16 protein-coding genes are annotated in these 25,122 nt (G+C 67.4%); 5 read left to right on the top strand and 11 right to left on the bottom strand.

Annotated features, from left to right (window positions below; genetic code table 11):
* Positions 1 to 109 precede the first annotated feature (109 nt).
* The 3 genes from SPYCA_RS01270 (at position 110) to SPYCA_RS01260 (ending at position 3,463) form a co-directional block, all read left to right on the top strand.
* Positions 110 to 1,129 (top strand): autoinducer binding domain-containing protein, encoded by a 1,020-nt coding sequence (locus tag SPYCA_RS01270; protein WP_120218658.1) that lies wholly within the window; start codon positions 110 to 112, stop codon positions 1,127 to 1,129.
* A gap of 75 nt (positions 1,130 to 1,204) precedes the next feature.
* Positions 1,205 to 2,242 (top strand): alpha/beta hydrolase family protein, encoded by a 1,038-nt coding sequence (locus tag SPYCA_RS01265; RefSeq protein WP_120218657.1) that lies wholly within the window; start codon positions 1,205 to 1,207, stop codon positions 2,240 to 2,242.
* A 54-nt stretch (positions 2,243 to 2,296) separates the two neighbouring features.
* On the top strand, positions 2,297 to 3,463 hold the full coding sequence (locus SPYCA_RS01260; protein ID WP_120218656.1) for an iron-containing alcohol dehydrogenase: 1,167 nt from the start codon (positions 2,297 to 2,299) through the stop codon (positions 3,461 to 3,463).
* 100 nt (positions 3,464 to 3,563) lie between these two features.
* Here SPYCA_RS01260 and SPYCA_RS01255 read toward each other — a convergent pair whose 3' ends face one another.
* From SPYCA_RS01255 to SPYCA_RS01230, 6 genes are all read right to left on the bottom strand, one after another.
* Positions 3,564 to 4,409 carry an amidohydrolase family protein gene (locus SPYCA_RS01255; RefSeq protein WP_120218655.1) on the bottom strand — a complete coding sequence of 282 codons (846 nt, stop codon included), beginning with the start codon at positions 4,407 to 4,409 and terminating at the stop codon, positions 3,564 to 3,566.
* Positions 4,410 to 4,465: 56 nt separating this feature from the next.
* The gene (locus tag SPYCA_RS01250; protein WP_120218654.1) at positions 4,466 to 5,695 is read right to left on the bottom strand and encodes an MFS transporter; all 1,230 of its coding nucleotides are present in this window, start codon (positions 5,693 to 5,695) and stop codon (positions 4,466 to 4,468) included.
* Positions 5,696 to 5,966: 271 nt separating this feature from the next.
* Positions 5,967 to 8,327: a TonB-dependent siderophore receptor gene (locus SPYCA_RS01245; protein WP_120218653.1), complete on the bottom strand. Its 2,361-nt coding sequence runs from the start codon at positions 8,325 to 8,327 to the stop codon at positions 5,967 to 5,969.
* Positions 8,321 to 11,293 carry a beta-phosphoglucomutase gene (gene pgmB / locus SPYCA_RS01240; protein WP_232003442.1) on the bottom strand — a complete coding sequence of 991 codons (2,973 nt, stop codon included), beginning with the start codon at positions 11,291 to 11,293 and terminating at the stop codon, positions 8,321 to 8,323. The genes SPYCA_RS01245 and pgmB overlap by 7 nt, the downstream gene beginning before the upstream one ends.
* A gap of 124 nt (positions 11,294 to 11,417) precedes the next feature.
* Positions 11,418 to 12,425: a LacI family DNA-binding transcriptional regulator gene (locus tag SPYCA_RS01235; RefSeq protein ID WP_120218651.1), complete on the bottom strand. Its 1,008-nt coding sequence runs from the start codon at positions 12,423 to 12,425 to the stop codon at positions 11,418 to 11,420.
* Positions 12,426 to 12,570: 145 nt separating this feature from the next.
* The gene (locus SPYCA_RS01230) at positions 12,571 to 14,202 is read right to left on the bottom strand and encodes a sulfatase-like hydrolase/transferase (RefSeq protein ID WP_120218650.1); all 1,632 of its coding nucleotides are present in this window, start codon (positions 14,200 to 14,202) and stop codon (positions 12,571 to 12,573) included.
* Between the two features lie 123 nt (positions 14,203 to 14,325).
* Between SPYCA_RS01230 and SPYCA_RS01225 the strand changes: the two genes are divergently transcribed.
* Together SPYCA_RS01225 and SPYCA_RS01220 are read left to right on the top strand one after the other, a co-directional pair.
* Positions 14,326 to 14,949 carry a TetR/AcrR family transcriptional regulator gene (locus SPYCA_RS01225; protein WP_120218649.1) on the top strand — a complete coding sequence of 208 codons (624 nt, stop codon included), beginning with the start codon at positions 14,326 to 14,328 and terminating at the stop codon, positions 14,947 to 14,949.
* A complete protein-coding gene (locus SPYCA_RS01220) occupies positions 14,946 to 15,866 on the top strand; it encodes a formylglycine-generating enzyme family protein (protein ID WP_120218648.1) in 921 nt (306 codons plus the stop codon). The genes SPYCA_RS01225 and SPYCA_RS01220 overlap by 4 nt, the downstream gene beginning before the upstream one ends.
* Before the next feature lie 166 nt (positions 15,867 to 16,032).
* Here SPYCA_RS01220 and SPYCA_RS01215 read toward each other — a convergent pair whose 3' ends face one another.
* The 5 genes from SPYCA_RS01215 to SPYCA_RS01195 all read right to left on the bottom strand — a co-directional run bounded on the left by SPYCA_RS01215 (position 16,033) and on the right by SPYCA_RS01195 (position 25,097).
* Entirely contained in the window at positions 16,033 to 17,823 is a 1,791-nt protein-coding gene (locus SPYCA_RS01215) for an arylsulfatase (RefSeq protein ID WP_232003440.1), read from the bottom strand.
* Positions 17,824 to 18,089: 266 nt separating this feature from the next.
* Positions 18,090 to 20,132: a glycoside hydrolase family 97 protein gene (locus SPYCA_RS01210; protein ID WP_120222087.1), complete on the bottom strand. Its 2,043-nt coding sequence runs from the start codon at positions 20,130 to 20,132 to the stop codon at positions 18,090 to 18,092.
* 2 nt (positions 20,133 to 20,134) lie between these two features.
* A complete protein-coding gene (locus SPYCA_RS01205; protein ID WP_120218646.1) occupies positions 20,135 to 21,778 on the bottom strand; it encodes an alpha-amylase family glycosyl hydrolase in 1,644 nt (547 codons plus the stop codon).
* A gap of 11 nt (positions 21,779 to 21,789) precedes the next feature.
* Positions 21,790 to 23,592: an alpha-amylase family glycosyl hydrolase gene (locus SPYCA_RS01200; protein WP_120218645.1), complete on the bottom strand. Its 1,803-nt coding sequence runs from the start codon at positions 23,590 to 23,592 to the stop codon at positions 21,790 to 21,792.
* Positions 23,589 to 25,097, bottom strand: a complete 1,509-nt coding sequence (locus SPYCA_RS01195; RefSeq protein WP_120222086.1) for a tryptophan halogenase family protein — start codon at positions 25,095 to 25,097, stop codon at positions 23,589 to 23,591. Before SPYCA_RS01195 ends, SPYCA_RS01200 begins: the two co-directional genes overlap by 4 nt.
* Between the last annotated feature and the right edge of the window lie 25 nt (positions 25,098 to 25,122).

Here is a 25,122-nt window from a genome sequence, read left to right as displayed (position 1 = left end):
TCGACTACCTCGCAGGTAGGCGTAATAATGTTTCGCATAGCGCTGGATAAATTGCCGATCCCCAATTAGGCTGTGAAGCGCGTTCCGACCGACGACGAAGTGCAGCGCCATGGCATTCTCGCTTTCCCTTGCCGCAGACCGCCCGTGCCCGACCGGCTTTCCCGCGCTGCTGCGCCAGCATCGCAAACGCGACGGACGTTCGCAGATGAACCTGGCGCTCGACATGGGCATTTCGCCGCGCCACCTCGGCTTTCTCGAAAAGGGCCGCGCGCGCCCGAGCGCCGACATGGTCGCGCGTATCGCCGATGCGCTCGCGCTGGCGCCCGCCGAACGCAACGCGATGCTGCTCGCTGCGGGATTTGCCCCAACGATCGCGCCGGCCGCCGCAGCGGCCACCGCCGCCGAAGCGGCGTCGCTGGCTTTGGCCGCCTTCGAGACCGCGGTGGCGATTGCGGGCGCCGGCGGCGCGGCGGCCGCCGTCGACATTGCCGCGCGCTTCCTCGCGGCGAACGGTATCGCCCATTTTATGACCGGCACGCTGCGGCGCGGCCCCCATGGCTGGGAGGTGACGCGCGACGCCGACGGGCGGCCCGCGATCGGCTGGCTTCGTCACAATGAAGTGAACGGCTATCGCAACCATGATTATCTGATCCGCGCCACCGCTGCCGCATCGGCCGGCTTTTTCTGGAGCGACATTCCACCTGGCCTGCTTTCGCCGCTCCAGCGCCGCATCCTCGACGAGGCACAGGATTTTCAGATCGCCGATGGCTTTGTCATGCCGGTTCAGATGGGCGACGGCTCGGTGCGCGCGCTGTCGGCCTGGGCAGGGCCGATCGATACCGACCTTGCGACGCGCACCGCCGTCACCCTCGTCGCAACCGCGCTGCTCGACCGGCTTGCCCGGCTGGGCACACCCGCGCTGCCGGTCAACGATCCGGTCCGTCTCGCAGCGGCCGACCGCGACATGCTCGCTTTTTTTGCGGCCGGCTATTCGATCGACGGGATCGGACAAAGGCTCGCGCTCGCCGAAGCGGAGGTCGAGCGGCGGTTGCGCAGCATCGCGGCGACGATGGGGTGCGCCAGCCCGGCGATGGCGGCGTGCCGCGCCACGGCGCTCAAGCTCATTTGACCGCGCCATGACGCGCCAGGTAATCGATCCATAGGGCGAAAATGGTCATGGGTGCGCGCTGAGAAAGGACAGGTGATGATCGGGCTTCGCGCACCGCTGCGCCTCGCTGTCCTGTTTCTGCTGCTGTGCGCTGCCCCGGCGACGTGGGCCGGGCCAGTGATCGGACAGCGGTTGATGATTGCCGATCATCCGTCGGCGGCGATACGCAGCGCCGATGGCAGCACGCGGCTGCGCATCACCGTCTGGTATCCTGCCGCAGGCGATGACGGCGCCGGAACCGCGCCGTCCGTCGCCGGGGGACGTCGCGGCGTCATCCTCCTCTCGCACGGTTTCGGTGGCGCAGCGGTCGCGATGGACTGGTTCGCCGCCGCAATGGCCGAGGCGGGTTATGTCGTGATCGGCGTCGACCATCCCGGCAACAACGGGCTCGATCCGATGACCAGGGCGGGCGCCGCGCTTTTCTTTGAACGCCCCGGCGATCTGCGGCGTGCCTATGACCATGTCGCCGCCGACGCCGAGCTTGGCCCGCTGCTCGACCCCGACCGCGTCGCCGCCGCGGGCTTTTCGGCGGGCGGCTTCACCGCGCTCGCGCTCGCGGGCGCGCGCGTCGACCCCGAACGGCTGCGCCGCTTCTGCGCGGCCAACCCCGACGACGGCGTCTGCCGCCCGCAGATCGAATATGCGGTTGCCATCGAAGACGTGCTGGCGATTCTGGACGGTGCCCCGGCCCGCGCCCGGCTGGCGGAGGTCGCCGCCGCACCGCCGCACCCCCGGATCCGCGCGCTGCTCGTCATGGCACCCGCGATCGTGCAGGCGTTCGATCCCGCCAGCCTCGCCACCATCGACGCCGAGGCGCGCTTCATCCTCGGCGGCGCCGACCGTGTGGCGCCCAACACCACCAATGGCCTCGTCGCCGCGGCGCGGCTGCCCCGCGCGCATCATCAGATCGTGCCGGACGCCGGGCACTATGATTTCCTGACCACCTGCGCCGCGGGGTCGCCGGACCCGCTCCCTTTCTGCGCGCACCAGCGCCGACCCGCCGCAGCGCATCGCGCCGCGATCACCGCCGCGCTCGACCTCTTCGCACGGACGATCGGCAAGCGCGCACAATAGGGATTTCCGCCCTGCGCCCCACGACGTAAGACCGCCTTGTCAGGAGATCGTCCGTTGAGCATCGCGCACATTGCCCTTCCCCGCATCCTCCGCGTCGGCGGCGGCGCGTCGAAACAGCTGGCCGAGGTGCTGGAAACATTGGGCCTGTCGCGCCCGCTGATCGTCACCGACGCCTGGCTGCTGCGCAGCGGCCGCGTCGATGAACTGACCGGTCTTCTCGCGGCGGCCGGAATCGGCGCGCGCGTGTTCGCCGACACCGTGCCCGACCCTACCACCGTCTCGATCGACAGGGGCGTGACCTTCCTCAAGGAAGGCCGTCACGATTGCGTCGTCGGTTTCGGCGGCGGCAGCCCGCTCGACAGCGCCAAGGCGATCGCGCTGCTCGCGGCCCATGGCGGCGCGATGGCCGATTACAAGGCGCCGCATGTTCAGGACATAGCCGGCCTGCCGGTGATCGCGATCCCGACGACCGCGGGCACCGGGTCGGAAGCGACGCGCTTCACGATCATCACCGACGATGCGACCGACGAAAAGATGCTCTGCCCCGGCCTCGCCTATCTGCCCGTCGCCGCGCTCGTGGATTATGAGCTGACCTTTACCAAACCGAAGCGCCTTACCGCCGATACGGGGATCGATTCGCTGACGCACGCGATCGAGGCCTATGTCTCGCGCCGCGCCAATCCGTTCAGCGACGGCATGGCGCTGCTCGCGATGCGTGCGATTGCGCCGAACCTTCGCCGTGTGTGCGCCGACCCGATGGACGCCGCGGCGCGCGAGGCGATGATGCTGGGCGCGACGCAGGCGGGGATGGCTTTCTCCAACAGCTCGGTCGCGCTCGTCCACGGGATGAGCCGGCCGATCGGCGCGCACTTCCATGTGCCCCACGGCCTGTCGAACGCGATGCTGCTGCCGACGGTCACCGCCTGGTCGGCGCCCGCCGCGCTTCCCCGCTACGCCGACTGCGCGCGCGCGATGGGCGTCGCCGACGACGCCGAGGGCGATCAGGCGGCGGTGGCGCGGCTGGTCGAGGAGCTGGCGGTGCTCAACCGCGAACTGGAGGTGCCGGGCCCCGCAGCATGGGGCATCGACGCCGCGCGATGGGATGCGCTGATCCCGACGATGTGCACGCAGGCCATCGCCTCGGGTTCGCCCGCGAACAATCCGCGCGTTCCCGATGCGGACGAGATGGCGATGCTTTATGCAAAGATCTGGGCGGGTTAGGCCCGCTCGTTCATCGCCGGGGCATCCGCGCCTTGCTTAAGCGCGCGGGCCCCGTCGCCCGCTCTCCCACGTCTCGATGTCGGGGACGGGGCATCGCTTCCTAAAGCCCCAGCAGCCGCTTCGCGTTGCCCGACCGGATCTTTGCGCGCTCTTCTTCGGTGAGGTCCAGCTTGTCGAACGCCTCAAGCGTCTTCGCGAGCGAAATCTGCGGATAATCCGACGCGATCAGCACCTGGTCGATACCGACATTACGGATCGTCCAGACATATTCGTCCTCGATCGGCGAATCGGCGGCGAGGATGACGCTCGCTGAAATGTCGAAATAGATATTCTCGCCGAACAGCCCCTCGGCCGTGCGCGCGAGCGCCAGGATGTTCCAGAAACGGAACCCCAGCCCGCCCATATGCGCAAAGATGAACCTGGTCTTCGGCGCCGCAAGCGCGAGGTTGAACAGCTTTTCATTGTCGGCGGGCACGATGCCGGCATTGTCGAGCAACACGACCATCCCCGCCACGCCCGCATGTTGGACCAGCGCGAGCACGCGCGGGTCGGCGGCGTCGAATCCCTGCGTGTGCGGATGGATTTTCAGCAGCTTGACGCCGCGCGCGGCAACGCGCGTCACTTCGGCCAGCGCCGCCTCGCCGTCATAGGGGTGGACCGTCGCGATCGGGATCATGTCGGGATGGTCTTTGGCGAGCGCGATCAGCGCATCGTTGCGCGCGCTGATGTCGGCGGGATTGCCCGCGCGCGCCTGATTCGGGCCACCGAACCACATCGCGCCGAACCGCTCGACCGACAGCCCCGCGGCCTTGAGCTTGGCGCGATATTCGGCGAGCGATTCCTCGCCGTTCCATAGGTGGACGTGGGTGTCGATGACGTCGTCGTTCGCGGCGGCGGCCGATGCGAAGGGGGTGAGCAGGGCGAGCGAAAGGAGCAGGGTGCGCATGATGTCTCCGTGGGCAGTGGCAGTCGCCCCCTGCCACAGCCGTGCGCCGCCGCCAATTACCTCGCGGCGTCTTTTGCCCCGATCTGCCGCCGCAGCAGATAGAGGCCGATACCGAGGATCGCGGTCGGCACGAGCATCAGCGTGAAGGCGGTGCGCCCGTCGAGATGCGCGAAGAGCTGGCCGGTGATCACCGACCCGGTCGTGCCGCCGAGCGCCGAAAAGACGACGACCAGCCCCATCAGCGGCGGGTGCTGGCGGCCCGGCATCGCGCTCAGCATCACCGAGACGATCGTCGGATAGATCGGCGCGAGCGCAAAGCCGATGAGCGGGAACAGGAAGGCGGCGGCGGGCGCGTCGCGCCATCCCGCGATCGGCCGCGGCGACAGCCCGTCGGCGAGCGGCAGGACGAGGATGATGAGCGCCGCGAGCAGGATCAGGCAGGCATTGAGCACCGGATACCAGTCGAAACGCGCCATCACCGCCCCGGCACCGAAGCGCCCGAGCGCGATGCACGCCGCGAACAGGCTCGCCGCCTGCACGCTCGTCTGCGCGGGCAGGTGCAGCACCTCGTTGTTGAAGGTCGGCAGCCAGGTGCCGATCCCCTGTTCGATGACGACGAAGACAAAGGCGCAGAGCACGAAAACGAGCACCAGCGGCAACGCCGCGAGGCGCAGCATCGCGCGGAAGGGCGCCGCCTCGGGCACTCCGGCCTCCTCGCCCGTCGGTGCCTCGTCGACGCGCGCCGAGAGCAGCAGCGCGAGCGCCAGCGCGACGATGCCCGCGAGCACCCAGTAAGCGTTCAGCCAGCGCAGCCCGGCGGGGTCGATGAACGCGCTGAACACCCAATAGGAGGCGAGCACGCCGACCATGAACATGCCTTCGATCAGGCTGGTCAGGCTCGCGTGCTGGCGCGGCCCCGTCGTGACAAAGCCGATCATCGAATAGACCGCGACCTTGGCGACGGCAAAAGCGGCGCCGACCATCGCGAAATGCAGCTGCGCCGCGCCGAAGCTGCCCAGCATCGGCATCACCAGACAGCCGGCGATGGCGAGCAGCAGCGCGCCGATCAGCGCGGTGCGAAGGCCGATCCGCGCCAGATAGCTCGCCGTCGCAAAGGACACGAGCGCGATGGTGATGTCCTTGAATCCTTCGAGCGTGCTCGCCTGCGGCTTGCTGACGTCAAAGCTCGAAATCGACTGGAGGATCACCGTCCCGACGCTGTTGAGCAGCATCGCAAAGGCGATATAGGTCAGGATCAGCGCGGCGATCAGTCGGGTGCGGGCCATGATGCGTCCTTAGGCGAAAGGGGACGGATGTATCGGGGGCAAATCAAGCGGCGGACAGTCGAACGCCCAGTTTACTCCTCGTCACCCTGAACTTGTTTCAGCATCCATGGCCCGCCCTCCAATCCCGCGCTGCGCCGAAGGAGTCGGCGGGCCATGGACCCTGAAACAAGTTCAGGGTGACACGTAAATAAAAGCATCCACCTGCTTCACAAACGCCCCAAAAAAGAGGGGTGGCCGCAAAGAGGCTGCGGCCACCCAGGGAGGGATGAACTCAGAAGCGATACGCCGCGCTGAAGCGGAACGACCGGCCCAGGATCGGGCGGGCGTTCACAACCTGACTACCGCCGCCGAGCTGGCGCGGATCGCCTTCGGTCAGCCCGACCTCGTCGGTCAGATTGTCCGCGGTCACCGCAAAGCTCAATGCCCGGTTCACATCGACGCTGATCCCCGCGTCGATCTTGAAATAATTGGGCAGCGTCTGGACATTCGCGGTGTCGGAGAAACGGTCGCCGACATAGGTGAAGGTCGAATAGAGCGAGACCTTGCCGTCGTTCCCGAACGGGATGTCATAGGCCGGGGTCACGCGCCACTGCCACTTGGGCTGGCGCTGCACGCGGTTGCCCGACAGGTCGGTCGCCCCGCCATCGGCAAAGAAATCGCGATATTTCGCATCGAGCCAGGTGCCCGAAAAGGCGATCGAGAAATTGTCGACCGGGCGGATCTGCCCTTCGAGTTCGACCCCCGTGCTGCGCGCGCCGCCGACCGACGCGATCGGCGCGCCATCGGTGATGACCGTCGTCGACAGCCCCTTGAACCGCGTGTGGAACAAGGTGGCGTAAAGCGACACGAGGTCGGTGCGGACCTTCACCCCGCCTTCATAATTGTCGACGCGCGGCGACACGAAAATCCCGTCGCGCAGATTGTCGAAGAAGGGGTTGGTGTTGCCGCGGTTGTAGCGCGCATAGACGCCGACCGACGAGGAAATGTCGTAATTGGCGCCGACCGTCCACGACCATGCGCCCTTTTTATAGGCGATGTTGCGGAAGGTGCCGTTGAGCACCGCGGTGCCATTGTCGTACAGCGTATCGGGATCGCCGTCGACGTTCACGCCGAAATCATTATTCTCCAGCGTCCCGCTCGCCTTGTAATGCTGGTAGCGGATGCCCGCGTCGAGCCGCAGTTCGGGCGTCACCTGAAACTCGTCGACCGCATAAAAGGCATATTCGCGCCCGTCATAGGCGGCATTGACATTGAAGAAACTGCCCTGCGTGAAACCGCGGTCGGTCGCGACCTGCCCGTTCGCAAGCACGAGGTTGAGCAGCCGCGCATTCGTTTCGGCGGTGAGCAACTGGACGTTGCCAAGGTTCCACTGGTCGTTCGACGAGAAGTCCGAATAATAGGCGCCGACGGTGAACTTGTTGGTCCCGCTGTCCCATTCGACCGCGAGGTCGTTGGTGAAATCCTCGATCTGCTTGCGCACGATCCAGGTGCCCGCGCGGATCACCTGCTGGCTGCCCGCGACCGCCTGCCCCCCGTTGACATAGGTGAGGCTGCCGATCGTGCTGCCGAGCGAGGCGGCATAGGCGTCGGCGCTCGTCGCGGTGCTGGCGGGAACAAGGCCGGTCGTGTCGGCATCGCCCTTCAAATAGCTGGCGCGATAGCGCAGTTGCAGCCCGTCGCCGATCTCATAGTCGAAATTGGTGCCGAGGTTGATGAGATCGGCGCCGCGCCCGTCGGCGAGGTCGGCGCGCGTGCCGTCGGGCAGCAGGCTCAATCGCGTTTCGGGGCCGGCGAGCACGCCGGTGCCGGGGTCGATATTGCCGAACCGGCGCACCTTGTCGCCGTCGCGGACCACCGGGATCGGCAGCAGCCACTGGCCGCGATCGTTGAGGTAGCGCGCAAAGACGAGGATCGAGCCGCGGTCCATGTCGTGCCGGACGTTGGCGGTGATCTGTCCGCCCTTTTCGGCGGTGAAGCGCGGATCGCGAATGCCGTTGCCGCTCGCATAATAGCCGCCGATCATGAAGCTGGTCGATTCGCCGAGCGGCCCCGACAGCAGCATGTCGCCGCGCAGGTCGCCATAATCGGTGATGCTCGCCTTCACCAGTCCCTCGAAATCGCGCCCGCCCTCTTTCTGGACGAAGTTGACGGTCAGGCCGGGCTGGCCGTTGCCGAACAGCGCGCCGGTGCCGCCACGCACCGCCTCGACGCGCTCGATCGTCTCGTCGATGCGGATGAGCTGGGTGTTTTCGAGGAAGGACAAGGTCGGCGGCGAGAAAAAGGGCACGCCCTGCACCGTCAGCGTGACGAATTCGGCGTCGCCGCCCGACGGATAGCCGCGCACGAAGATGTTGGCGCCATTCTGGCCGCCCGAACTTTCGGCCGACACGCCGGGGATGACCTTGAACAGGTCGGCGGTGCTGTTCGGCGCCGCGCGCTCGATCGCCTCGGCATTGATGCTGGTGATCGCGAACGCCGCGTCCTGGCGGCTGATGCCGCCGCCGGCGGTGCCGGTGACGACGATTTCCTCGTCGGCACTCGCCGCATCGTCGAGAGGCGCTTCCTGGGCGTGCGCGGCCATCGGCAGCGCGAAAAGCGCGATCGACGACAGCAGGTGGGTGGTCTTCAACATGGCATATCCTCCGCATTGGCTGTTCTGCTTGTCCGGCGCCCGCGCGCGGCCCTTTCCTGTTCTGCCGACAGGATCTGGCCGAGCGTGAGGTCGCCGATGGCGGGGACGTGGACGTCGGCGTCGGGCAGCGCCTCTTCAGGCCCGATGCCTATGGCCACCATGCCCGCCGCATGGATGGCCGCTATTCCGGCGCGCGCATCTTCGATTCCGATGCACTGGTCCGGGGACAGGCCCATGCCGTCGGCACAGGCCAGGAAAATATCTGGCGCGGGCTTGGGGCTCGCGACCGCGCCCGCGTCGGCGATGAAATCGAACGCATCGGCGATGCCGAGCCGCGCCACGACGTCGCGCGCGTTACGGCTGGCCGAGGCGAGGCCGATCTTCAGCCCCGCCGCGCGCAGGTCGGCGAACAGTCGCTCCACCCCGTCGAACAGATTGGCGGGCGAATAGCCCCTGAGCCGCGCGACATAGGCGGCGTTTTTCTCCGCCAGCATCGCCTCGAACTTCGGCGGCTCGACCGCCTTGCCCGAATGTTCGAGGATCAGCCGCAGCGATCCGGCGCGATCGACCCCTTTCAGCGCATGGTTCGCCTCGCGATCGAAGCGCAGTCCGTGCGCGTCGGCGAGCGCCTGCCACGCCTGATAATGATCCTCCGCCGTGTCGGTGAGCACGCCGTCGAGGTCGAAGATCACGCCCTTCAACGCCGGGCGCGACGCAAAGACCGGATCGGCGCCGACGGTCAGCGCGCGGCCATGGTCGGTGATGCCCAATGGCGCGCCCGACAGCAGGCGATAGGTCGCCCCCGCCCCATCGACCGCGACCTCGACCGTGCTGCCCCGCCATTGCAGGCGGAAGCGGTAGCCCGTCCACGCCGCCGGAAGCTGCGGCCGGAAGGCGGGCCGTGCGCCGTCGAGGCGCAGCCCGCCCCATCCCTCGGCCAGCACCAGCCAGCTGCCCGCGAGCGCCGCCATGTGCAGCCCGTGCGACGTGTTGCCGTGGCGATCCTCCAGATCGACGAGCGCGCATTCGCGCATGAAGCCCATCGCCGCCGCCTCGTCGCCCAGCCGTGCGGCCGTTATCGCAAAGGACACCGACGACAGCGTCGAATCATGCGTCGTGACGCGCGCATAATAATCGAGATTGCGCCGCTGCTGCGCGATCGGCATGGCGACAAGGTCCATCGCCATCGCCTGCACGACATTGCCCTGCTTCGCGACCTGGTGGCGAAAGAGGATCATCGGGTGATAGCGCATGAGCAGCGGGCCGTGGCCGTCCCGCGCCGCCAGCCCCGGCAGCTCGGGGCGACCGAGGAAAGCATCGTCCTGCGGATTGATGCCGAGTTCGGCATCGACGGGCAGCCACATCGCCGCGGCGGCGCGGCGCCATTCGGCGACCTCCGCCGCATCGAGCCCGATCCGCTCCGCCACCGCCGCCAGATCGCCGCGCACGTCCAGCCAGTCGGCGGTCTCGGCGGCGTAGGACAGATGGCGGCGCGCGATCGCGTTGGTGTAGAAATCATTGTCGACCAGCGCCGAATACTCGTCGGGGCCGGTGACGCCATGGATGCAGAAAGCGCCGCCGCGGCGCGGGTCGAAGGCGCCGATCTCCATCCAGATGCGCGCCGTCTCGAACAGCATGTCCGCCGCCTCGGCGCGCAATGTCTCGTCGCCCGTCGCCGCCACGTAAAGCGCGAGCGCATAGGCGATGTCGCCATTGATGTGATATTGCGCCGATCCCGTCGGATAGTGCGACGAACATTCGTCGCCGCCGATCGTCCGCCACGGATAGAGCGCGCCCTGCCGATGGCCGATCGCGCGGGCATGGGCGCGCGCGGCGCCCAGCTTGCCGATCCGGTAGGCGATCAGCGTCCGCGCCCTTTCGGGCGCCTGCAACGCCAGCACCGGCAGCATGAAGGTTTCGGCGTCCCAGAAATAATGGCCCTCATAACCCTCGCCGGTCAGCCCCTTGGCGCCGATGCTGTGGCTGGCATCGCGGCTCGCCGACTGGTGGAGCTGGAACAGGTCGAAGCGCAGCGCCGCCGCGAGTTCGTCGTCGCCCGCGATCGCGAGGTCGGCGCTGTCCCATAATCGCTGCACCGCAGCGCGCTGGCGCTCGACGAGTTCGTCAAAGTCCGTCGCACCATCGTCCAGCGCGGTCACATCGACCGGGTGGCCGCGGGCCGCGGCCAGCGCGACCACCCGGTCGATCGTCAGGGCGCCGCCGGCGACCAGATCGCCGCGCACGACATGCCCCGCCTCGGTCGCGGCAACCGCCGCTTGCGGACAGGTGACATGCTGGCGATAGGCAAGCTCGACGGCACCCTGCGCGAACCGGGTGACCGAAGGGGTATCGCCCGGCAGGGGGGGAATCATGCGCCACGCGGCGCGCAGGCGCCCCGAAATGCGCGGATCGTCGGCATCGCCTTCGTGAAGCGCGGCGCTGTCGAAACCATAGGTCAGCGACACCGCGACGGCGCCGCCGAAATCGACGGGGCGGATATGCAGGCGGGAGGCAACGATCGCGCCTCCGTCCAGCGGCACGATCCGCTCGGCGGCAATCTCCAGCGTCCGCCCGCTCGCCAGCCGCCAGCGCGCGCGGCGCTGCAACTGCCCGCTCGCGAGGTCGAGCGCGCTTTCGCTGTCGAGCAGCTCGGCGGCGGCGAAATCGATCGCCTGCCCGTCGATCGCGAGCCGCAGCAGCACCGGGCCGGGACAGGCGAGGCGCGTGTCGGTCGCGGTCGCATAGCCGGGGAAGCTTTCATGATAGGTGATCGGGCGGCGGATATAGGCGTCGGGCAGATAGGCAGAGGGCGCCGCGGCGCATTCGTCGGCCACGCCTTCGACCCCGACCAGCCCGTTGGCAAGCGCGAACAGCGCCCGCGCACTCGCTCCCTCCGCCGCCGCGCCGCGCCGGACGAGCCGCATCGATTCCAGAGATTGTCCGCTGGTCGCCACTTCAATCCTCACCCATGGCGAAGGCATCGCGGCCCCTCGCTCCTCAGCCTGCTTTCCCGCAAAATGGTATCGATGTCAAGGTATCGATACCATTTTGCGGGAAAGCCGTATCGACGAACGGAAAAATCCCTTTGTTTCAGCTTTCGCGCGTGACCAGCGACACCGGCATCGCGCGCGACTCGACGGGCTGGCCCGCCACCTTGGCGAGCACCTTCTGCGCGAGCAACTCGCCGCCGAACGCCCAGTCCTGCCGGATGCTCGTAAGCGGCGGCGAGAAGAGCGCGGCGCCCGGCGAATCGTCGAAGCCGACGACCGAGACGTCGCCCGGCACTTTATGCCCGCGCGCCTGCAACGCCTCGATCGCGCCCATCGCGATCGCGTCGCTCGCGGCGAAAATGCCGTCGAAATCGAGCCCCCGCGCGTCGAGCAGCGGCTCTACCGCCGCGCGTCCCGCGGTGAGGGTGAAGGCGCAGGGGATATTGCCGACGATCGCCGCGTCCGACGCCGCGATGCGCGCCTCGAACCCGCGCAGCCGGTCCTCGGCCTCGCCATGTTCGGCATCGCCGAGGAACAGGAGCCTCCGACACCCGCGGCCGAGCAGATGCTCGGCCGCGAGCCGTCCGCCCTCGCGATTGTCGCTGCCGACGACGATGCGCCCCGGCGGGCCATGTTCGGCGCCCCACACGACATAGGGCAGCCCCGTCGCCTCGACCATCGCGGCGGCATCGTCGTGCACCCCCTGCCCCAGCAGGATCACGCCGTCGGCCGACGGTGGCGCCGCGATGAACAGGTCGATCGTCGTCAGCACCATATTCTGCCCCGCCGCGGTCAGTTCCTGCAGGATGCCGCCGAGCAGCAGCAGCGGGTAAGGCTCGCTCATCAACCGTTCGTGCGACGGCGTCATTTCGATCACCACCGCGATCGTGCGTGTGCGCTGTTGCCTGAGGTTGCGCGCCGATACGTTGAGCCGGTATCCCATGCGCTCGGCGGTCTCGCGGACCAGGCGCCGCGTGCTTTCCTTGACGCTCGCGGGGTTCGACAACGCGCGCGACACGGTGATCTTGGCCAGGCCGAGTTCGTTCGCGATGTCCGCCATCGTCGGGCGCGCGTTGCCGCCGCCATTGGACCCCGGTCGCTGTGCCATCCCCGTCCCTTAACGCGCGGCGGCCTTGTTTCACAAGCGGCTAGGCGTGGATTGGGCGAACCGAAACGCAACCCCACTCCCCTCGTCATCCCGGCGAAGGCCGGGATGACGATTTAGCCAGGGGATTTCGGGACGGACACAGCGATCAATTGGTCCAATAGATATAATCCTGCCCGTCCCGCCACGGCGCGTTGAGCGGCACGTCGACGCGCACCGGCCCTTCGACCAGCCCCGGCCAGATCGGCCTGGCCATGCCCTTGTTCTGCGCTTCGATCATCGCGCGCAGCGCGGCGACGCGCGCGGGTTCGCGCGCCGACAGGTCGGTCCGTTCGGTCGGATCGGCGGCAAGATTATAGAGGCGCGCCCGTTCGGGCCGCCTGGTCACCTGCAATTTCCAGTCGCCCGCGCGCACCGCACGATAATCGCCCGAGCGCCAGAACATCGCAGGCCGCCGCGCGGGTCCGGCCAATATATCCTCGCTGTCGATCGTCCGGCCTTCGGGCGACGCCGCCCCCGCCGCCCCGGCGATGGTGGCAAAGATGTCGAGATGCCCGGTCATGTCGGCGCGCACGGTCCCCGGCGCGATGCGCGCGGGCCAGCGCATGAACAGGGGCGCGCGGATGCCGCCCTCGAAGAAAGTCGCCTTCCAGCCGCGAAACGGCGCGTTCAGCCCCGGCATCCCGTTATACCAGGCGCCGCCATTGTCGCTGGTGAAGATGACGAGCGTATTGTCGTCGATCCCGGCGTCTTTCAGCTTGGCCATCACGTCGCCGATTCGCCGGTCCATCTGCGCGATCATCGCGCCATAAACGCGCGTCTTGTGGTCCTTGATCGCCGCGAGCTTGTCATAATCGGCGCGCGTCGCCTGAAGCGGCGTGTGCGGCGCGGTGAAGGCCAGATAGAGGAAGAACGGCCGATTGCGGTTCGCCTCGATCGCCCTGATCGCCTCGTCGGCGAAATAGTCGGTCATATGCCCCTTCGCGGCGAAGCGTCGGCTGCCGTTGAAGGTCACCGCATGACGCAGATTCGCCCAGAGGAAACGGTCGATCGGATCCCACGGCAGCCTGGCGTTGACCGCATCGCGATCGTCCTCAGGCAGGAACATCGCCGCGCCCGCGAGCACCGCAAGGCTTTCATCGAAACCCTGACGCTGCGGCTGAAGCTCGGGCGCTTCGCCCAGATGCCATTTGCCGATGTGCAGCGTGTGATAGCCCGCCGCCTTCACCGCCTCGGCGATCGTCACCTCGCTCACGGGCACGCCCATCTGCGGATAGGGCGGGATGTCGGGGGTCACCAGCTCGTCGTGAAAGATCGCGCGGTGCGGCCCGACGCCCTCGCCATGCGCCAGATTTTCGGCGAACTCGATCGGCACCGCGGTGAACTCGAACCCGAAGCGCGTCGGATAGCGCCCCGTCATCATCGCCGCGCGCGAAGGCGAGCAGGTCGCGTTCGCGGCATAGGCGGTGGTGAAATGGACCCCCTCGCGCGCCAGCGCGTCGATGTTCGGCGTCTGGACGATCCCCGCAACGCCGCCGCCATTCAGGCTGATGTCGTTATAACCCAGGTCATCGGCGACGATCAGGATGATGTTCGGCGGTCGCTCGCCCTCCGGCGCCGCCGCCGGCCCCTGCTGCCACGCGATCGCCCGGTTCGGCTGCACCGGGTCGCGCCAGTCCTGCACGATGCCGGGGATGCGGTATTTGTTCGCGTCATAAGCCCAATAGCCGCCGCCCGCTGCCAGCGTCAGGGCGCCCAAAACGAGCCATTTTTTCGTCACGTCCAGTCCTCCCGCTCGCGGCTTCGGCTTGCCATGGAACTATTGACACTATATGTGTCATTATATTCACCGACGCGCAAGATCGTTTGACGTCGGCGGCGCGCTGGGCCAGCGAGGAATGCGATGACGATCGGGGTGAGGAAATCGGAAGCGGCGCGCGGCGGCGCCGAGCGGATCGACGGGCGCCGCGCGCGGAGCCGGTCGAGCCACAAGCGCATCGTCGAGGCGATGATGGAGCTGATTGTCGCGGGCGATTTGTCGCCGAGCGCGGCGCGCGTCGCCGAGGAAGCGGGCATCGGCCTGCGCACCGTGTTCCGCCATTTCGACGATATGGACGCGCTCTATTCGGAGATCACCGCGACGGTTACCGACCGCGTGATGCCGATCATCATGGCGCCCTATCCCGACCAGCCGTGGCGCGCCAATGTCCGCGAGCTCGTCCGCCGCCGTATCCGCGTCTTTGAAACGACTTTGCCCTTCCGCCTCGCCGCGAACATCAAACGTTATCAGTCGCCCTTCCTGATGGGGCAATATAGCCGCGTCGTGATGCTCGAACGCGAGCTGATCCTGCGCCTGCTCCCCGGTTCCGTACTCACCGACCGCATCAGCGTCGAGGCGCTGTGCGCGGCGCTCTCCTTTCACACATGGCGCACGCTGCGCCACGACCAGGGCCTGCCCGCCGAGGAAGCGGGCGAAGTGATCGGGCATATGGTCGAGGCGCTGCTGGCGACGGTGGCCGACGAATGACCCGCGCCGCCGCGCTGCTTGCGCTGCTTCTGCCGGGCACGCTCGCCGCGTGCGGCGACGAGGCCGCGCCGCCGCTGGCCGAAGCCAGCCCCCCCGAATGCCCCGCGATGCCGGCACAGGATTATGTCTGGATCCCTGGCGCGACCTTCACCATGGGCGCCGACGCGCGGCTGCCCGAAGAGGGGCCACCGCGCGAGGTGGCCGTCGCGGGCTTCTGGATGGCGACGCATGAGGTGACCAACGCCGAGTTCGCCGAGTTCGTCCGCGCGACGGGTTACAAGACGCTCGCCGAGCAAGACCCGCCGCCGCTCCCCGGCGCGCCGCCCGACATGCTCATTCCCGGCTCGGCGGTCTTCACCGCCCCGACCGACGGCAATCCGAACTGGTGGCGCTGGGTCGTCGGCGCCGAGTGGCGCCACCCGGCGGGGCCCGCGACGAATATCGACGGGCGCGACCGCGATCCGGTCGTGCAGGTGGGCTATGAGGACGCGCTCGCCTTCGCGAAATGGAAGGGCAAGGCGCTGCCGAGCGAGGAGCAATGGGAGCTCGCCGCGGCGACCGGCGGCGCCGACCGCAATGTTCCGGTCGGCAGGGACGGCAAGCCGCGCGCCAATTTTTATCAGGGCAGCTTTCCCTTCCGCGACCTCGGCACCGATGGCTTCACCGGGCGCGCGCCGGTCGCCTGCTTTCCGGCGGATGCGCATGGCGTCCACGACCTGATCGGCAATGTCTGGGAATGGACGACGAGCGCGGCGGGCAGCGAGCGCAATGTCATCAAGGGCGGCAGCTTCCTGTGCGCCGCCAATTATTGCGCCCGCTATCGCCCCGCCGCGCGCCAGTTCCAGGAACGCAGCCTGGGGACCGACCATATCGGCTTCCGCCTGATCGACACGAAGCGCCCGGCGCCGAAGGGGTAGGCCCGCGCCGTAGTGACGACGGGAGTGGCGGAAAGCGACCGGTTGCGGACGCGGCGCTCCTCCCCCTGCGGGGGAGGATCGGCCGGAATCCACCCCAAAACCGCCAACAGCCTCAACCATTCAGCCTACCGCCCGCCGCCCAGGGCAGCCCACATCCGCACCAACACTACCCCCGCGCACGCCGCCGCCGGCCCCACAGCAGCAACGCCAGCACGATCAACCCGCCGCCCAGCCACAGCGCGGCCTTGATCGCGCGTTTGCGCCCCTGCTGCTCCCACGCATAACGGTTGATCTGCTCGTCGGCCGTATAGCCCGCGGGCATGTCGAGCACGCCGTTCGCCTTCGCATAGGCGCGGTAGTCGGCCATCATCGCGGCGAAACGATCAGGCATCGCCGCCGACAGGTCGCGCGTCTCGCCGGGATCGGTCCTGAGATGATAGAGCCGCCATTGGCCGTCGCCGGTCGGCGGCAGGTTGCGCACCAGCTTGTAATCGCCGCGAAACAGCGCGGCATTGCCCGACAATTCATAACCGAGCGGCGCGTCGCCATGGACGCTGCCCGCCCCGCCTTCCAGCATCGGCACCAGGCTGCGCCCCGTGATCGGCTCGACGCTCCGTCCCTGCCATTGCCCATCGTGCAGCGGCACGTCCGCCAGCTCGGCGAGCGTGGGCAAGAGGTCGGTGACATGCGCCAGCCCGTCGCTGATCGCGCCCGCTTGAATCGCGCCATGCCCCGGCCAGGCGATGATCAGCGGGACGCGCAGCCCGCCCTCGGTCGCGCTGAACTTATACCCCGACAAGGGCGCCGCCGCCGCGCTCGCCCAGCTGGCTCCGATCGCCGAAAAACTGCCCCGCCGCCCGATATTGTCGGTCGCAAGATCATATTGCATGTCCAGAAACAGCCGATTGCGCAGGCTGGCAAAGGGATTGGTCGGCTCGGCGCCATTGTCGGACAGGAAGACAAAGATCGTATTGTCGTAATCGCCCGTGGTCTTGAGATGCGCGACCAGCCGCCCGATCTCGCGGTCCATCGCGGTCGCCATGCCGCCATAGGCCTGCATCACGCGCACCGCTGCCGCGCGCTCGTCATCATCAAGTTTCTGCCAGTCGCGCGTCGTCGGCATCGTCACCATCGGCATGCCCGCGGGCACGATGCCGAGCGCCGCCGCGCGCCGCGCGCGCGCCGCGCGCAGCGCCGTCCACCCCTCCCTGTACATCGCCGCATAGCGCGCAATGTCGCTGTCGGGCGCCTGCACCGGGATATGGTTGGCGAGGAAGTTGATCGAGGCGAGGAAGGGTTTGCCGCTCTGGCGGTCCGTCTCGATATAATCGATCATCTTTTCGACGACGAAGGTCGACGAATAATAATCCTTGGGCAGGGTCGCGGGCTTGCCGTTCTCGGTCCAGTTCGCCTTGTCGTACAGCCCCTCGATCGGCCTTTGCTCGAAATTGTCGGCGCCCGCATCGGCGAGGCTGAACGCGCGGTCATATCCGCGCGCGTGCGGCAGGCGCTTCGCGTCGCTGCCCAGATGCCATTTGCCGGTGAGGTAGGTGCGATATCCCGCCGCCTTCATCAACTGTGCGATCGTCACGACGCGCAGGTTCATCACCGTGTCGTAACCCGGCTTGCCCCGATGCTCGTCGGGGATCGTCTCGGGCATGTTGCCCAGCCCATTGCGGTGGTTCATCACCCCCGTCTGGAGCATCGCGCGCGTCGGCGAGCAGGAGCCCGCGACGTGGAAATTGGAAAAGCGCATCCCCGCGCGCGCCAGCGCGTCGATATGCGGCGTCGCGATTTCGGAACCAAAGGCGCCGACGTCCGAAAAGCCCCAGTCGTCGGCGAGGAGGATCACGATATTGGGCTGGCGCGGCGACGCGGATCGCGGCTGCGCCTGACCCGATGTGGTCCCCAGCAGACAGGCCAGCGCGATGATGGCAGCACGCCGGAACCCGCCCAAGCGACGCGGCCTAGTGGTCCTCCAGCATACTGCCATCACTCCCACCCCCAAGGGATATGGCATTTACTATGCCAATATATCGCCGAGTCAATGGGGTGGAAGCGGGCCAGCGCGGCTCCCGCACAAGATTAGGGTCAGTATCCAATTCTGACAGGATCGTCATCCCGGCACGGACCGGACCCTCGCCATTGCCGTGGGGCGCGAGAGCCGGATTCGGGCCTTCGCCGGGACGATGGCATGATGGGACGCAGTGGCCCTGCGCCGCCTTACCGGCCCGGCGCGATCCGCATCGCCGCGCCGCCGCCGGGGGCGAGCCAGAGCTTGTAGGTGTCGCCCTTTTTCACCCTGACCGTGTCATAGGCGATGTTGCGGCGCGCGTCGGTCAGATAGGTCGCGCCTTCGCCGTCCTTCCAGATCGTCGCCGTATAGGTCTTGCCGGGTTCGAGGAAATCGAACGACAGCGTCAACGTGCGTGCGGTGCCGTCGTTGACCCCGCCGACATACCAGTCGGCGCTGCCCCGGTCCTTGCGCGCGAAAATCGCATAGTCGCCGACCGCGCCCGCGATCAGGCGGCTTTCGGCCCAGTCGGTCGGCACCTGCTTGACGAAAGCGAGCTCGCGCGGATGCGCTTCGAGGTTTTCGATGAAGTCGGCCGCCATCTGGATGGGCGAATAGATGGCGAGATAAAGGCCGAGCTGCTTCGCGAGCGTCGACGTCATCGGCACATCCTCAGCCCCCTTCAGGCTGAACACCCCCGGCGTATAGTCCATCGGCCCCGACAGCATCCGCGTGTAGACGAGCGTGGGTTCATGGTCGGGGCCGTTGGCGAAGGCGCCCCAGGCATTATATTCCATGCCGCGGGCGCCTTCGCGCGCGACCCAGTTGGGGTATGTGCGGCGAAGGCCGGTGTCCTTCACCGGCTCGTGCGGGTTCACGGCGACCTTATATTTCGCCGCCGTCTCGACGACTTTTTGGTGATGCTGCACCTGTCGCTGGCCGTCGTGCCATTCCATCACCTTTTCGCCCGGCGTCGCGCCCGGCGCGATGATGCCGCCCGCGTCGGCGACATAGCCCGTCTTGACCGCTTTCACGCCCAGCTGGCCGTAAAGCTTCATCGCGTCGTCGAGCTGCGCTTCATAGACCGCGATATTGCCGCCGGTTTCGTGGTGGCCGATCAAGGTCACGCCTTTCTTGCGGGCATAGTCGGTGACGGCTTTCAGGTCGAAATCGGGATAGGCCTGGGTAAAGCTATATTCGTCGCCATGGCCGAACCAGTTGCTGTTCCAGCCCTTGTTCCAGCCCTCGACGAGCACGCCGCCGAAGCCGTGCCTGGCGGCGAAGTCGATATATTGCTTGGTGCGTTCGGTCGTCGCGCCATGGTTCGGCCCTTCGGCCCAGCTCCACGGACCGCGTATCATGCCCCACCAGATGCCGATATATTTCATCGGCTTGACCCAGCTGACATCGCCCAGTTTGTTCGGTTCGTTGAGGTTGAGTTCGAGGTCGCTTTCGACCAGCCCGGCGGCGTCATCGGTGATGCGGATCGTGCGCCACGGCGTCGCGAACGGCAGGTCGCGCACGACGCGCGGCCCGCGCGATGCGGGCGCGAGCGTCGCGCGGAACTTGCGCCCTTCGATCCGCTTCAGCCACATGCCGGCATAGTCGACGAGCGCGGCTTCGTGAAAGGCCAGGTGCGTGCCGTCGGCGAGGCGCATCGTGATCGGCGTGTGCGCGGTCGATACCGCGTCGATCGGCGTCTGCTGATAGACTTGTTCATAGCGGTTCCACTCGCCGCCCGCGATCCACCACGCCGTCCCTTCGGGCGCGATGTCGAACTCGGTGATCTCGTCGGCGATCTTCGCGGTCTTGAGGCCCTCCTGCTCGGGCAGCTCGTAACGAAAGCCGATGCCGTCGTCGAACAGGCGGAAGCGCAGGTTCATCGCATGGCCGCCCCAGCTTTCATGCTGGCGGAAACGGACGAGCAGTTCATTATGATGGTCGCGCACGAAGCGGCGCTCGCCCCATGGCTGTTCCCAGCGCGTATCGGCGCTCGCGGTTTCGCTGCCCTCGATTTTGAAACCGCGCTGAAGGCCGACGCGATCGGTCATGATGAAGCCGAGCTTCGACGGCGCAATCAGCAGCTTGCCCTTGCGCGACAGCGACCAGATCGGGCGCGCATCATTGTCGGTCGCGACGGTCAGGACGAGGTTGCCGTCGGGCGAGGTGGCGGTGACCGGTGCGGGCGCCTGCTGCGCGGTGGCGGGCGCTGCGGCGGCGGCGAGAAGAGCGAGGGGAGCGAGACGGAGCATGATCATCCTTCCATTTTGAGCCAGAGCGCGCCGCAGGGGGGCAAGTGCACGGTGTCGGCGCCACCCAGCGCGATGAGCGGCGCGCCGCCACGCGCGAGCGCCGAAATGTCGATCGGGTCGCCGCCGAGGTTGAAGAGACAGCGAATGCGCTGGTCGCCGGCGACACGGTCGAAAGCGAGCAGGTCGCCCTCGGCCACCCAGTTCGCGTTGCCGCCGAGGCGCAGCGCAGGGTGCGCGGCGCGCAGCGCGACGAGGCGGCGGGTGAGGTTGAGCAGCGACGCCGGATCATCGTCCTGGCGGTCGACGGCCAGGTCGCGGTGCGCGGGACCGAGCGGCAGCCACGGGTCGGCGTCCGAAAAGCCCGCGTTCGCGGCCGCCGCCGTCCAGGGCAGCGGGGTGCGCGCGCCGTCGCGCGACAGGGTGAGCGGCCAGTTCTTGCGCGCTTCGGGATCCTTGACCTGATCGAAGGGAATATCGACCTGGTCGAGCCCCAGTTCCTCGCCATTATAGAGGATGATATTGCCGCGCAGCGCGCAGAGCAGCGCCATCTTCATGCGCGCAAAGGCACCGCGGTCGACGCCGTCGGGCGTCCAGCGCGACACCGCGCGCGGCGCGTCGTGATTCTCGAACGCCCAGCTCGGCCAGCCGACCCCCGGCGCGTCGGGCCAGGCCTCGGCCGCTTCGCGCACCAGTTGCGGCGTCAGCCGCTCGGCGTAGAGAAAGTCGAAGCCATAGGCGCTGTTGAGCCGGCGATCGCCCGCGGTGAACAGCTTCATCTCGCGCAGCGCGTCGTCGCCGCCGACCTCGGCGACGGTGAAGCGCCCCTCGCGCTCGTCGGTGAGCGCGCGGATGCGTTCGAGGAAGAGCGCGATGTCGGGGTGCGACTGGTTATAGATTTTCTGCTGAAAATCGAAGGGACGCGTGCGCACCTTGTTCGACGGCGGCGCGGGCGGATTGTCGCGCAATTCGGGGTCGTGCATCGCGAAATTGATCGCGTCGATGCGAAAGCCGTCGACGCCGCGGTCGAGCCAGAAGCGCACGACATCGAGCAGCGCGTCCTGCACATCGCGGTTGTGGACGTTGAGCTGCGGCTGCGTGCTCAGGAAATTATGCATATAATATTGGCCGCGGCGCGCGTCCCACGTCCATGCCGGGCCGCCGAACACCGACTGCCAGTTGGTCGGCGGCGAACCGTCCGCCCGCGCATCGGCCCAGACATACCAGTCGGCGCGGTCATTATCCTTGCTCGCGCGGCTCTGCGCGAACCAGGCGTGCTGGTCGGAGGTGTGCGCGAAGACGAGGTCGGTCGTGACCTTCAGCCCCAGCGCATGCGCGCGCGCCACCAGCGCATCGAAATCGGCAAGCGTGCCGAAGATCGGATCGACGCCGCAATAATCGGCGATGTCGTAACCGAAATCGTCCATCGGCGAGGGATAGAAGGGCGACAGCCAGATCGCATCGACGCCGAGCGAGGCGATATGGTCGAGCCGCGCGGTGATGCCCGCAAGATCGCCGACGCCGTCGCCGTTCGAATCGGCAAAGCTGCGCGGATAGACCTGATAGATCGCCGCGCCCTTCCACCACGGCGTATCGGCATCCGCGACGGATTCGGGCTGGTCCTGAACGAGGGGCTGGTTGGGTGTCACGCTATGGTCGCTTATTCGCTGGCCTGGCAGACAAGCGTGCCGAAGGCGGGGAGAGAGAGACGGAGGCTGCCCGGCGCCGCGGGGCGCGCCGGACAATCACCATGGAGCGCGGTGAAGCCCGCGCTTTTCATATCCACGGCGATGGTCGCCGACAATGGCGCCGCAGACGTATTATAGGCGAGCACCACCTCACGCCCCGTGTCGGGGTCGAATCGCGAAACCGCGAGCAGGCCGGGCTTGTCGGAGAAGGCGCGCAGCTTCGTCGGCCCGCGCGTCAGTGCCGGGGTGCTCCGGCGGATCACCGCGAGCTTCGCGATATGCCGATAGAGCGGGTGCGCGGTGTCGAAATTGGCGTCGGCGGTGGTCGCATCGGTGCCGATGAGGTCGTTGTCGTTATAGACGGCGACCTTTGAGGCGAACATATCCTCGCGCGCGAGCTGGTCGTGGCCGTCGGAGACGAAGCCCTGTTCGTCGCCATAATAGATGGTCGGCACCCCGCGCAGCGTCAGCAGCATCGCATGGCCGAGCATCGTCCGCGCGAGCAGTTCGGCATCGTCCGCTTGCGGATTCGCCTGCTTCACGAACATCGCGAAGCGCCCCATGTCATGATTGCCGAGGAAGGTCGGCAGCTGGAGCGCCGCCTCGGCGCCGCCCTTGTAAAGCACGTCGCCGTCGAACAGGCGCGCGAACAGGTCGGTGCCCTTCGTGCCGCTGACGCTGTCGATCACCGCGCGCGCGAAGCTGAAATCGAGCACCGCGGGCAGATCCGCGCTGTGCGTATAGGCGGCGAGCGACCCCGGATCGACGCCGTCGATATAGACTTCGCCGAAAATGTGGAAATGGGGAATGCCGCGCGCCTTGGCCCGCGCCTGCATCGCGGGGACAAAGGCGCGCCAGAACTCCGGGTTCACATGCTTGGCGGTGTCGATGCGAAAGCCGTCGATGCCGAATTCGTCGATCCAGCGGCCGAAGATGTCGATGAAGCCCTGCACCACGCGCGGATTTTCGGTCGCAAGATCGTCGAGTCCGGCAAAATCGCCATAAAGGGCGGACTCGCCGACCCAGTCGCTGTTGCCGCGATTATGGTAATAGATGGGGTCGTTGAGCCAGGCGGGCACCTTCACCCGCTCCTCGCCCTTCGGCACCACGGGGGTGTAGGCGAAGGCGGGATCGGTGAGCCGCGCCCAATTCTCCGCACTCGCGTCCTCGTCACCCGCAAAACCGGCGTTGATCGCCGGACCGTCGATGCCGCCGCGACGCGACCAGGGATAATCGGCGAGGCTGCGGTAACGGAAATCCTGGGCCGCGCCTTCCTTATAGGTGATGACGTCGGCGGTGTGGTTGGCGATGATGTCCATATAGACCTTCATCCCCCGCGCGTGGGCGGCATCGACAAAGGCCTTGAACTCTTCATTGGTGCCGAAATGCGGGTCGACCTGCGTGAAGTCGGTCACCCAATAGCCATGATAGCCCGCGCTTTCCTGCCCCGGCGCGCCCTGCACCGGCTTGTTCTTGAAAATCGGCGCGAACCAGATCGCGGTGGCGCCGAGCCCCTGGATATAGTCCAGCCGCTTCGTCAGCCCCGCCAGGTCGCCGCCGTGGAAAAAGCCCTTCGCGGCGGGGTCGTATCCCGTCTGGAGGCGATCGCCCCTCAACCCGCCACGGTCGTTCTTCGCATCGCCATTTTCAAAACGGTCGGGAAGGACGAAATAGATGACCTCGTCGCTTGCCGGACGCGCGCGCAGCTCCGCCTCGTCGGCGGCGGCGGGGAGCGGCGCGAAGAGCAGCGCCAGCGCGGCGAGACGGCGCATCATGCCGCGACCCCCGCGGCCGGCCGCGTCGCGGCAAGGAAATCGTCATAGCTTTGCATTGTCGCCACCTCGCGTTCGATCATCAGCGAAATCCCCGCCATATATTTGGCGAGGTCGCCCTCGCCGATCCCGTGGGCAAGCGGGTGCCAGGCGCGCGGTTCGACCCCCTGCCCGACGAGCACCTGGAGCCAGCCCGATTCGGTGAACAATTCCTCATGCTCGCGAAAGATCAGTCCCTGCGCGCGGAACTGCTCGATCTTGGCGGCCAGCGTATCGGGGATCGGCATCGCGGCGCGGTCCCGCCAATAGGGCGTGTCGCGCCGCTCGGTCGCCTTGAAGTGCAGGATGAGGAAGTCGCGGATGCGTTCCCACTCGAAATCGCTCTGGCGATTATATTCGGCGGCGACCGCAGGGTCGGCCGCGCCGACGGGCAGCATCTTCAAAAGCCGCGAAATACCCGACTGAACAAGGTGGATGCTCGTCGATTCGAGCGGTTCCATGAAGCCGCTCGCGAGGCCGAGCGCGACGACGTTGCGGTTCCACAGCTTGCGCCGCTTGCCGCTGACGAAGCGCAGCCGGTTGGGTGCGGCTTGCGGCACGCCGTCGAGATGGGCGAGCAGCGTCCGCTCGGCGTCTTCGTCGGTGATATGGTGCGACGAATAGACATAGCCGTTGCCGATACGATGCTGGAGCGGGATGCGCCATTGCCAGCCCGCGTCGCGCGCCGTGGCGCCGGTCCAGGGCAGCTGCGGCGTATCGCCGTGCGCGCACGGCACCGCGATCGCGCGGTCGTTGATGAGCCAGTGCGACCAGTCGTCATAGCCGGTCGCGAGCGCGCCTTCGATCAGCAGGCCACGGAATCCCGAACAGTCGATGAAGAGGTCGCCGTCGATGCGGCGGCCATCCTCCAGGGTGATCCCGGCGACGTTCCCGCTATCGCCCTCCATACGAACGTCGACAACCTTGCCCTCGACCCGCTGCGCGCCCCCCGCCTCGGCGCGGCGACGCAGATAGGCGGCGTAAAGCGCGGCGTCGAAATGAAAGGCATAGGGCATTTCGGCGAGATGTGGCGAGGTGCGCGGCGCGCCGCGCTGCATCCGCCGCGCGCGCGCCGCGCATTCGTTGAGCGAATAGGCGCCCAGCTCGCCCGCGACCCCCGCCGCGCGCGCGCGGAGCCAATAATGCTGAAACTCGAGCAGGCCGAGCCCGCGCCCGACCGCGCCGAAGGCGTGCATGTAGCGGTGACCGGGGCGCGTCCAGTCCGCGAACTCGATGCCGAGCTTGATCGTGCCTTGCGTCGCGGTAAGGAACTCGTCCTCGTCGATGCCGAGCGCCTGGTTGAACAGGCGGATCTGCGGGATCGTCGCCTCCCCCACGCCAACGGTGCCGATCGCGTCCGATTCGACCAGCGTCACCGACCAGCCGGGAGGCAGGAAGCGGATGAAACAGGCCGCGGCCATCCAGCCTGCCGTCCCGCCGCCGATGATGATGATCCGCATGGGGCTCATTTGATCGGCCATCGCCTCTTTATGC

It is taken from the genome of Sphingopyxis sp. FD7 (assembly GCF_003609835.1).
Classification (GTDB): Bacteria; Pseudomonadota; Alphaproteobacteria; order Sphingomonadales; family Sphingomonadaceae; genus Sphingopyxis.
The sequence above is the reverse complement of the archived record's forward strand: the minus strand, read 5'-3'. Positions and strand labels throughout refer to the sequence as shown.